Source organism: Rhizobium sp. PEPV16 (assembly GCF_008919455.1).
Taxonomy (GTDB): domain Bacteria; phylum Pseudomonadota; class Alphaproteobacteria; order Rhizobiales; family Rhizobiaceae; genus Rhizobium; species Rhizobium leguminosarum_Q.
The window spans coordinates 37925-47090 of sequence record NZ_VSZV01000320.1 but is presented as its reverse complement, the minus strand read 5'-3'; the positions used below and the strand labels follow the sequence as shown (position 1 = coordinate 47090).

At 63.6% G+C, this 9166-nt stretch carries 11 protein-coding genes; 8 read left to right on the top strand and 3 right to left on the bottom strand.

What is annotated here, in order from left to right; genetic code table 11:
- Both FY112_RS20525 and FY112_RS20520 read left to right on the top strand, forming a co-directional pair.
- The coding region (locus tag FY112_RS20525) for a CAP domain-containing protein (RefSeq protein ID WP_151519151.1) at positions 1 to 396 on the top strand (396 nt) is incomplete at its 5' end.
- 85 nt (positions 397 to 481) lie between these two features.
- The gene (locus FY112_RS20520; protein ID WP_131628001.1) at positions 482 to 1828 is read left to right on the top strand and encodes an MATE family efflux transporter; all 1347 of its coding nucleotides are present in this window, start codon (positions 482 to 484) and stop codon (positions 1826 to 1828) included.
- Here FY112_RS20520 and FY112_RS20515 read toward each other — a convergent pair.
- The gene (locus FY112_RS20515; RefSeq protein ID WP_131627999.1) at positions 1804 to 2892 is read right to left on the bottom strand and encodes a quinone-dependent dihydroorotate dehydrogenase; all 1089 of its coding nucleotides are present in this window, start codon (positions 2890 to 2892) and stop codon (positions 1804 to 1806) included. The genes FY112_RS20520 and FY112_RS20515 overlap by 25 nt on opposite strands.
- Positions 2889 to 3242 carry a DUF952 domain-containing protein gene (locus FY112_RS20510; RefSeq protein ID WP_131628206.1) on the bottom strand — a complete coding sequence of 118 codons (354 nt, stop codon included), beginning with the start codon at positions 3240 to 3242 and terminating at the stop codon, positions 2889 to 2891. Before FY112_RS20510 ends, FY112_RS20515 begins: the two co-directional genes overlap by 4 nt.
- A 177-nt stretch (positions 3243 to 3419) precedes the next feature.
- On the opposite strand from FY112_RS20510, the gene FY112_RS20505 reads away from it, so the two are divergent.
- The 5 genes from FY112_RS20505 (at position 3420) to FY112_RS20485 (ending at position 6595) form a co-directional block, all read left to right on the top strand.
- Positions 3420 to 3818 carry a hypothetical protein gene (locus FY112_RS20505; RefSeq protein ID WP_017958869.1) on the top strand — a complete coding sequence of 133 codons (399 nt, stop codon included), beginning with the start codon at positions 3420 to 3422 and terminating at the stop codon, positions 3816 to 3818.
- A 91-nt stretch (positions 3819 to 3909) separates the two neighbouring features.
- Positions 3910 to 4557 (top strand): response regulator transcription factor, encoded by a 648-nt coding sequence (locus FY112_RS20500; RefSeq protein ID WP_003545225.1) that lies wholly within the window; start codon positions 3910 to 3912, stop codon positions 4555 to 4557.
- A gap of 125 nt (positions 4558 to 4682) precedes the next feature.
- The gene (locus FY112_RS20495; protein WP_026158508.1) at positions 4683 to 5360 is read left to right on the top strand and encodes a helix-turn-helix transcriptional regulator; all 678 of its coding nucleotides are present in this window, start codon (positions 4683 to 4685) and stop codon (positions 5358 to 5360) included.
- Positions 5361 to 5371: 11 nt separating this feature from the next.
- Complete coding sequence (locus FY112_RS20490) at positions 5372 to 6082, top strand: thermonuclease family protein (RefSeq protein ID WP_131627997.1); 711 nt, start codon at positions 5372 to 5374, stop codon at positions 6080 to 6082.
- A gap of 99 nt (positions 6083 to 6181) precedes the next feature.
- Positions 6182 to 6595 carry a tellurite resistance TerB family protein gene (locus FY112_RS20485; protein ID WP_017958866.1) on the top strand — a complete coding sequence of 138 codons (414 nt, stop codon included), beginning with the start codon at positions 6182 to 6184 and terminating at the stop codon, positions 6593 to 6595.
- A 24-nt stretch (positions 6596 to 6619) separates the two neighbouring features.
- Here FY112_RS20485 and FY112_RS20480 read toward each other — a convergent pair whose 3' ends face one another.
- Entirely contained in the window at positions 6620 to 7495 is an 876-nt protein-coding gene (locus FY112_RS20480; RefSeq protein ID WP_131627995.1) for a transporter substrate-binding domain-containing protein, read from the bottom strand.
- Between the two features lie 375 nt (positions 7496 to 7870).
- Between FY112_RS20480 and FY112_RS20475 the strand changes: the two genes are divergently transcribed.
- On the top strand, positions 7871 to 9166 hold a 1296-nt coding region (locus tag FY112_RS20475), incomplete at its 3' end, for a methyl-accepting chemotaxis protein (protein WP_246700714.1).

The window sequence follows — 9166 nt, the reverse complement described above, 5'->3', positions numbered from 1 at the left end:
ACGCCGTCGGAGGGCGAAGACGAGACGGCAAGCGTGCTGCCGCTCGTCAACCAGCTCAGGGCCAAAAACGGCCTGCCGCCGCTTGCCGTCGATCCGGCGGCGAGTACTGCCGCTCTTTTCCAGGCGAAACGCATGGCGAGCGCCGGCAAGATGGCGCATCTCATGGGCATGACCGACAGTTTTGGCGCGCGCGTCAAGGCGAGCGGCGTGCGGTTGCCGGCAGCGGAAAACATCGCGTCGGGCCAGCAGAGCGTCGATACCGTGGTGACGGCCTGGATCAACTCGCCGCATCACCTGGAAAACATGCTTGGACGGTACGGCGGCCTTGGTGTCGCCGTCGCCCATAATACATCTTCCAGGAACCTGCCCTATTGGGCCATGGTGCTTTCCAGCTGAGGTGATTCCGCCTGCAGCAGTTCAAGTGATGCAGCGTCTATTGCGCGTCTGAAACGGCGTGTGGCGCTGCCGCGACGAGGCCGGCATGGACACACGCAGCAATCACAACGCGCTTGCATTCGACGTGACGCACCTGATGGTGCTGTCGATCGCCATTCCGATGACGCTCGGCTTCATGACGACGCCGCTGCTCGGGCTGACGAACACCGCCGTCGTCGGCCGCATGGGCAATGCGGAAGCGCTGGCCGGGCTGGCGATCGGCGCGATGCTCTTCGATCTGATCCTCGGCAGCTTCAACTTCCTGCGCGCCTCGACGACCGGGCTGACGGCGCAGGCCTATGGCCGTCACGACCAGCACGAGCAGCAAGCGGTCTTTTCCCGGGCGATGATTTCGGCGCTCGGCTGCGGACTGGCGCTGCTCTGTTTTTCGCCGCTGCTTATGACGGCGGGGTTGAGGCTGATGGGGGCGGAAGGCGCGATCGCCGAGGCGACCAGCACCTATTTTTCCATCCGCATGCTGGCGGCACCCGCCGCTTTGGCAAATTATGCCATCCTCGGCTTCGTGCTCGGGCGCGGACAGGGCAATATCGGACTGCTGCTGCAGGCGATCATCAACGGCATCAACATCCTGCTTTCCATCTATCTCGGCCTGACGCTCGATTGGGGCGTGGCGGGGGTCGCCTGGGGAACGATGGCCGGCGAAACCGTCGGCGCGCTCGCCGGGCTTGTCATCGTGCTCAACGGCTTCGGCAAGGCAGCGCGGCCGGCATGGTCCGAGGTCTTTTCCCGGCACCGGCTGGCCGAGCTTTTCGCGCTCAACCGCGACATCCTGATCCGCACCTTCGTGCTGATCGGCGCCTTCACCATCATGACGCGGATCGGCACCAGCTTCGGCGCGGTGACGCTTGCCGCCAATGCGGTGGTGATGAATTTCTTCCTACTATCAGGCTATTATCTCGACGGGCTTGCCAATGCCGCCGAACAGATCATCGGCCGGGCGATCGGCGCGCATTACCGGCCGGCCTTCGACCGCGGGCTGAAGCTGACGACCTTGTGGTCCTTCGGACTGGCGGCGCTCGGCTCCGCCGTCTTCTTCCTCGCCGGCCCCTGGCTGATCTCGGTGCTGACGACCTCACCCGATGTGCGGCAGGCGGCCGAAACCTATCTGCCCTGGGCAGCGATCACCGGACTGACCGGCGCGCTCGCCTTCGTGATGGACGGGGTCTTCATCGGCGCCACATGGTCGGCCGACATGCGCAACCGAATGCTGATGTCCTTCGCTGGTTATCTCCTGATGCTCGCGGTCTTCGTGCCGCTCTTCGGCAATCACGGCCTGTGGCTGGCGATGAACGCCTTCCTGCTCTTCCGCGGTTTCTTCCTGGCGATGCTGGTCAGGCGACGGGCCGATCAGACCTTTCGCGCTGCCCAGTAATCCAGCCGGGTGTCGCGCAAGTCGCGGATCGAGGCGGCCTTTTCGCGGTCCAGGAGTTTCGAGAGGCCGCGGACGATATCGCCGGCCAGGCCGGGGCCTTCATAGACCATGCAGGAATAGAGCTGGACGAGATCGGCACCCGCCCTGATCTTCTCCAGCGCGGTTTCGCCCGAGGAGACGCCGCCGACGCCGATGATCGGCAGGGCCGGACCGACGCGCTTGCGCATCCTGGCGAGTACCGCCGTCGACTTTTCGAAAAGCGGCACGCCGGAAAGGCCACCCGCCTCCTTCGCCTGGCGCTGATCCTTAAGGCCGTCGCGCGACAGCGTGGTGTTGGAGACGATCAGACCGTCGAGCGCATGCGACAGCGCCTCGGCAGCGATGTCGTCCATGCCTTCCTCGGTCAGATCGGGGGCGATCTTCAAAAAGACCGGGATCCTCCGGCCGGATGTTCCCGCCATCTCGTCGCGCGCCGCAAGCACTGATGACAGCAGCACCGCAAGGCTTTCGCGCCCCTGCAGGTCGCGCAGGCCCGGCGTGTTCGGCGAGGAGATGTTGGCGGTGAAATAACGCGCGACGGAATAAAAGCGCCGGATGCCGGCGACATAGTCGGCGATGCGGTCCTGGCTGTCCTTGTTGGCGCCGATATTGACACCGATCATGCCACCGCCCCTCAGCGCGGCGAGGCGCCCGAAGGCGGCATCGTGGCCTTCATTGTTGAAGCCGAGACGGTTGATGACGCCCTCATCCTCCACCAGGCGGAAGATGCGCGGGCGCGGATTGCCCGATTGCGGCTTCGGCGTCACCGTGCCGATCTCGGTAAAGCCGAAGCCGAGCTTCAGCAGCGCCTCCGGCACTTCGGCATTCTTGTCGTAGCCGGCGGCCATCCCGAGCGGATTTTCGAAGGTAAGGCCGGCAACGGTCTGGCGCAGGCGCGGATCGGGCGTGATCTGGCAGGCCGGCACGAGGCCGGATTTCAAGGCGGCGATCGACATGCCGTGCGCGGTTTCCGGATCGAACAGGAAGAGACCCTTGCGGGCGAGACGCTTGAAGGGATCGATCATGGCGCGAGCACCGGGAAGATATGGGCGCCGGCTTCGTCGAGCGGCAGCGGCGCCTCCCAGAGCACGGCGGCAAGTGGCAGATCGGCGTAGAGGTGCGGGAAAAGATCGCCGCCGCGCGAGGGCTCGAAGACCAGCTTGTCGGCGAAGCGGCTGCCATCGACGGCAATTAGCAGCAGACCGGACTGGCCGGCAAAATGCAGGGCGGCGGTCTGCTTCACCTGTTTCGCCGTCGAGAAATGGATGAAGCCGTCCTTGAGATCGATGCCGGCGCCATGAAAAGTGCCGGTTTGTCTGGCTTGCTGCCAGAGCGTTTCCGTCACGATCTTGTAAAGGGTCGGTGTCAGGGTCATCATGGCCTCACGATAGGCTGTTTCCTCGGTCACGAGGGCTTTGCCGGAAAGAGGCGGCGATGTCCACGCCTCGGCGCCGAAAAACGGGACAGCTGGAACAGAATTAGAGCATGATGTCGTCCGAAAACCGCGCACACTTTTCGGCATCATGCTCCAGAAAATCCGGAGGATGAGACGATGAAGGCATTCGTTATCACACTTGGCGTTTTTCTGATGCCGTTGGCCGCGGCGGCCGTCGAAGCCGATGCAAGCCGCTTCCAGCTGGAGAAGAGCGGCGACCATTTCGTCCGGCTCGACCGGCAGACCGGAGCCATGTCGATCTGCCAGGACAAGGACGGCGCCCTCGTCTGCCGGATGGCAGCCGACGAGCGGGCGGCCTATGAGGACGAACTCGACCGGCTGGCAAAGCGGGTGACGGCGCTCGAACAAGGCGGTGTCATCCAGCGCGCATTGCCGAGCGATGCCGAGGTCGACCGTTCGATCAGCATCATGGAGCGGATGATGAAGAGTTTCATGGGGATGGTGAAGGAGTTCCAGGCCGAGGAAAACACCAATCCCCTTCCGCAGAAGACCTGATCTGATATAGTCACTATGAGCAAGCCGGTATGCAACGCGGAGGGGCGGAGGCACATGCCGGCATGATCGGGCTCTTGGGAGGGAGTTTTCGATGCAGGAACAGACCATCATCATTGCGGACGATCATCCGCTTTTCCGTGACGCGCTGCGCCAGGCGGTGATCGGCATGGAAGGCCGGCAGTCGATCGTCGAGGCCGGCGATTTCGCCGCCGCGCGCCGGGCAGCCGGCGCCCATGCGGATGCCGACCTGATGCTGCTCGATCTCGCCATGCCCGGAGTCAGCGGCTTTTCCGGCCTGATGGCGCTGCGCTCCGAATTCGCCAGCCTGCCGATCGTCATCGTCTCGGCGACCGACGATGCGACGACGATCCGCCGGGCGCTGGAACTCGGTGCCTCCGGCTTCATATCGAAATCCTCAGGCATCGAGGACATCCGCCGCAGCATCCAGACGGTGCTTGCCGGCGACATCGCCACGCCGGAAAGCTATCGCGACGGGCAGGAGCAGGATCCCGACGTCGCCGACCTGATCCACCGCCTGCATACGCTGACGCCGCAGCAGAGCCGGGTGCTGACCATGCTTGGCGAGGGACTGCTGAACAAGCAGATCGCCTACGAACTCGGCGTCTCCGAGGCGACGATCAAGGCGCATGTCTCGGCGATCCTGTTGAAACTCGACGTCGACAGCCGGACGCAGGCCGTCATCCAGCTCGGCAAGATCAATATGGCGATGGTTGCCTGAGCGATACATTTCCCTTTGGAAACAGGATTTTATTCCTCTTTCATCTTTACTCAGAGGGCACGGTCGATTAATATTCCGCCGGGTTGAAGCGCGGCGTTGAAATCAGCCGCGACGGAATCGCGCGCATGCTGTCACACGACCAGATTTGGGAAGCGCTCGACAGGCTTGCCGAACGGCACGAGCTGACGCCATCCGGACTTGCGCGCCGCGCCGGCCTCGACCCGACCTCCTTCAACAAATCGAAACGGCTTTCTGCCGACGGGCGGCTGCGCTGGCCTTCGACGGAATCGATCGCCAAGGTGCTCGATGCCACAGGGGCAAGCATGGAGGAGCTTCTGGCCTTCATGCGGCCGGATGCCGATCTTTCCAAACAGCCGGCCGGGCAGCAGGAAAGCGCGTTTCCCCAGCAGGGCGGCTCTATTCCGCTGCTCGGCTTCGCCCAGGCGGGAGCAGGCGGTTTCTTCGACGATGGCGGTTTTCCGGCCGGCCAGGGCTGGGACGTGGTGGAATTTCCGGCGGCCCCGGCACAGAAAGCCGGCGTCTATGCGCTGGAGGTGCAGGGCGAGAGCATGATGCCGCTCTACCGCGACGGCGACGTGCTGATCGTCGAGCCGGGGGCACAGGTGCGCCGCAACGACCGCGTCGTCGTGCGCACAAACGAGGGTGAGGTGATGGCCAAGGTGCTGCTGCGCCAGAGCCCGCGGTCGATCGAGCTGATGTCGCTCAATCCCGAACATCCCAACCGCACCCTCGAGCTTTCCGACATCGACTGGATCGCCCGCATCATCTGGGCCAGCCAATAGGAAGATATTCCATGCGCCCTGCCGCCTTCATCACAGGTATCACGGGGATGGCGGTGGTGGCCGGCCTGCTGCTGGCAGGCGAAGCAAGGCTTGGCGGCGGCACGGCCGGTGAAGAGACGGCGTCCGCAGAGGAGACGGTGACGGCAGCGGCGGATGCTGCTCCCAAAGCCGGCGAACGTGCGACGATCTCGGACGACCGTGCCGAAATGATCGCTCGCTCAGTGGAGCCGACGACTCCGCCCTCTCCGGCGCCAGGCGACGGCGAGGCACCCAAACCGGCCGATGTGCCGCAACAAGCGGAGACGCCGGTCGGGGAAACTGCAAGTCCGGCTACGAAAAAGGCGGTGGAGCTGGCGCGGCCGATGGTCGACAATGCCGGCATTCTTTCCTTTGGCGAGCGCCGGCTTCAGATTGCCGGCATCGTGCCGACGCCGACCGACAGGATATGCGGCCCGACGGGCCGGCAATGGCCCTGCGGCATGATGGCAAAGACGGCGCTGCGCCTGCTGTTGCGCAACCGCAGCGTCAGCTGCGATCTCGAGACGGTGGAATGGAAGGAAACCGTAACGACTGCCTGCCGGCTCGGCACAGAGGATCTCGGCTCATGGCTCGCCGAAAACGGCTGGGCGGAAGCAGCAGTGGGTTCGCCGCTTACATCCGCCGCCGAAAAGGCCATGCAGGCGGGAAAAGGCCTCTACGGCGATGATCCGCGCCGCAATTAAACCGGCGGGCGACAGCGGTCGGACAGCCCGGATCGGGCCGATCCCTTGTAATGGCTGTCGCCAATTCCTAATCTCGGCTGACCGAAAAAGGAATCAGAGATGAACAAGCCGCTTTCCGCCCATGATGCGCTGATCTACGTGATGGTGATGGCCTCCGCCGTCGACAGCACGATGAACGACAGGGAGATGACAAGGATCGGCCAACTGATCGGATTCCTGCCCGTTTTTAGGGATTTCGACGACGACAAGCTGATTTCGGTGGCGCGCGACTGCGCCGCGCTGCTGGCCGGGCCGGAAGGCCTCGACGTCGTCCTCGAAACCGTGCGCGACACCCTTCCCGCAAAGCTCTACGACACCGCCTATGCGCTGGCCGTCGAGGTGGCCTCCGCCGATCTCTCGGTCAAGGCGGAGGAGTTGCGCCTGCTCAGCCTGCTGCGTGACCGCCTCAGCCTCGACAAGCTCACCTGCGCGGCGATCGAGCGCAGTGCGATTGCCCGCTTCCGCAAGGGCTGAGGGCGAGCAATTTGGACTGCGGCTTCAATAAAGCCCGTAGGGGAAATACCGCAGATAAATTTCCTGGAGGCGGCCGTTGCGCGACAGCGTGGCGAGCGCGTGGTCGATGGCTGACGTCAGCACGCTGTCCTTCTGCCGCAGCATGATCGTCATGCCCTCGCCGAGGAAATGCTCGGAGAGATAGGGGCCGTCGAACAGCGCGCAGCATTTGGCAGAGGCCGGCGAAGAGACCCAGAAGGAAAGCTGCAGCGCATCGGCAAAGGCGGCATCGACCTTGCGGTCCTTGAGCGCCGCAAGCAGGGCGTCCTTCGTATCGAACGGCTCCGCCTTGAGCGTGGGGAAAAAGGCGGCCAGCATCGCCTCATGCACCGTCCCCCTGACGACGCCGACCGGATGGCTGGAAAGCGCGGCAGCGGTCTTTCCGTCGAGCGGCACGGTGAGATTGCGCACGAAGCGCGCCGGCAGCATCAGATAAGGTCTGGAGAAGACGAATTGCCGGCGCAGCTCCGGGGTCACGGCAAGACCGGCGATGATGGCATCGCCCTGTGAGGCGGCGAGCGCATCCCTAAGGTCGGCAAAGGGGAGCGCCTGGATCTGGCACTTGTCTGAGATCTCCAACTCGCTGCAGATTTCGCGGGCGAGGTCGACATTGAAACCGGAAAGCTTGCCGTTCTGATCGCTGAAATTGAAGGGCGGGAAATCGACCGACGTCAGGAAGCGCAGGCGCACCAGAGAGGAGAGATCGGGCCTCGCAAGACGTTCGCGCGCATCGAAGAGCAGCGGCAGCGAAGGTGCAGCCTGCTGGGCCGACGCGGCAAAACTTGAAAGCAGCGCGCCGAAAAACAGGCCGAGCGTGAAAAAACCCTTCAGAGTCAGGGATGCCAGCTTGGATTGCATCATCGTGATCGTGGTCTCTGGGTTAAGCGCGAAGCGTGCGGCGTCGGCAAGATGTATCAGAGTCACGCGTGGCGGGGAATATGAATGCCGGCGCTCCGAGACTTGATCCTCGGTGCCTCTCATACGCGCTAGGTTAAAGTGCAACCTCTCAGCCCCTAAAAATCATAGCCAACCGCCGCCTCGTGTTAGCGCGGAATTAAAGAATATCGCCTCTTATTTGTTGCGACGACATCGGACCCCGCCAGCCGATCGCATGATGCAAGCGTCAGCCCAAACGTAATCCCTAAACCGCGATATTGAAGCAGCGCTTTTTCTGCAGCAATTGATTTCAAAAGCACCGGGCGCGCGAGCACGCCCCGTCAATCGGGTGACATTTCCATGCTGAAACATCTGAAAATCCGCACAAAAATCATATCGGTCGTAGCGCTGCTCGGGCTGATCACGATGGCCGGGTTGATCTACGTCATTTCCGAGTTCCGCCGTGCGGACGCCGCCTACAGCGCCTTCATCGATCATGAGGCGCAGGCCTCGATGCTGAGCGCGCGCGCCAGCGCATCGGCAGTGGCCTCGGTGCTGCAGGTAAGCCTGCTTGCCGACATGAAGCCCGATACGCCCGAATTCCAGAAGGCGCTCGCCACACCGAGCAAGCTGCCACAGGCGCGTGACCGCATGATGCAGGCGCTGGCGCTGGTGCCCAGCCGCAAGCCGGCGATCGATGAAATCCAGGCGGGCATCGATGAGATCGAAACGCTTGCGAACAAGATCATCGAACAGAGCAAAGCCAAGGACGGCGCCGGCGCTCAGACGAATGTTGCCCTGATCAATGCCAAGCTCGATGCACTGACGCCGAAGATGATCGCCAACAATGATGCGATGATGGCGATGCTCAACGATGGCGGCGACGCGCTCTCGGCTTCCGTCAACGAACGAATCGTCTTCTGTCTCGTTCTGATCGGCATCGCCGTTCTCGCTGCCGTCGGCTTCAGCGTGGTCGTGGCCCAGATAGGCATCGCCGGCCCGATGATGCAGCTGCGCCAGCGCATGACGCGGCTTGCCGAGGGCGATACGACAAGCGATGTCAGCGGCCTCGACCGCGGCGACGAAGTCGGCCAGATGGCAAAGGCCGTTTCGGTCTTCCGCGACAACGCGATCGAGCGCGCCCGGATCGAAGCGCGTGCCGAAGCAGACCGCGACGTCAGCGACAGCGAGCGCCGCGACCGTGAGGCGCAGAAGGCCCGCGAAGCATCCGAACTCGATCGCGCCGTCACCGCACTCGGCGACGGCCTGCGTCGCCTTGCCGCCGGCGATCTCGCCTCGCATATTGCCGAGCCCTTCGTCGCGCATCTCGATGCGCTGCGTGAGGATTTCAACAACTCGGTCGAGAAGCTCAACGAAACCATGCATACGGTCGGCGCCAATGCCCGGGCGATCGGCGCAGGCGCCAACGAGATTCGTTCCTCCGCGGACCAGCTTTCCCAGCGGACGGAACAGCAATCGGCCTCCGTCGAAGAAACGGCAGCAGCGCTGGAGGAGATCACCACGACAGTGCGCGACGCCGCCAAGCGCGCCGAGGAGGCGAGCCAGCTCGTTGCCCGTACCCGCCTCGGCGCCGAAAAATCCGGCGAGGTCGTCCGCAAGGCCGTCTCCGCCATGCAGCAGATCGAGAAGTCCTCG

Bases quoted from the DNA above. Each gene is read 5' to 3' on its own strand.
- FY112_RS20520 (WP_131628001.1), top strand. From the start codon at position 482: ATGGACACACGCAGCAATCACAACGCGCTTGCATTCGACGTGACGCAC.
- FY112_RS20515 (WP_131627999.1), bottom strand. From the start codon at position 2,892: ATGATCGATCCCTTCAAGCGTCTCGCCCGCAAGGGTCTCTTCCTGTTC.
- FY112_RS20510 (WP_131628206.1), bottom strand. From the start codon at position 3,242: ATGACCCTGACACCGACCCTTTACAAGATCGTGACGGAAACGCTCTGG.
- FY112_RS20505 (WP_017958869.1), top strand. From the start codon at position 3,420: ATGAAGGCATTCGTTATCACACTTGGCGTTTTTCTGATGCCGTTGGCC.
- FY112_RS20500 (WP_003545225.1), top strand. From the start codon at position 3,910: ATGCAGGAACAGACCATCATCATTGCGGACGATCATCCGCTTTTCCGT.
- FY112_RS20495 (WP_026158508.1), top strand. From the start codon at position 4,683: ATGCTGTCACACGACCAGATTTGGGAAGCGCTCGACAGGCTTGCCGAA.
- FY112_RS20490 (WP_131627997.1), top strand. From the start codon at position 5,372: ATGCGCCCTGCCGCCTTCATCACAGGTATCACGGGGATGGCGGTGGTG.
- FY112_RS20485 (WP_017958866.1), top strand. From the start codon at position 6,182: ATGAACAAGCCGCTTTCCGCCCATGATGCGCTGATCTACGTGATGGTG.
- FY112_RS20480 (WP_131627995.1), bottom strand. From the start codon at position 7,495: ATGATGCAATCCAAGCTGGCATCCCTGACTCTGAAGGGTTTTTTCACG.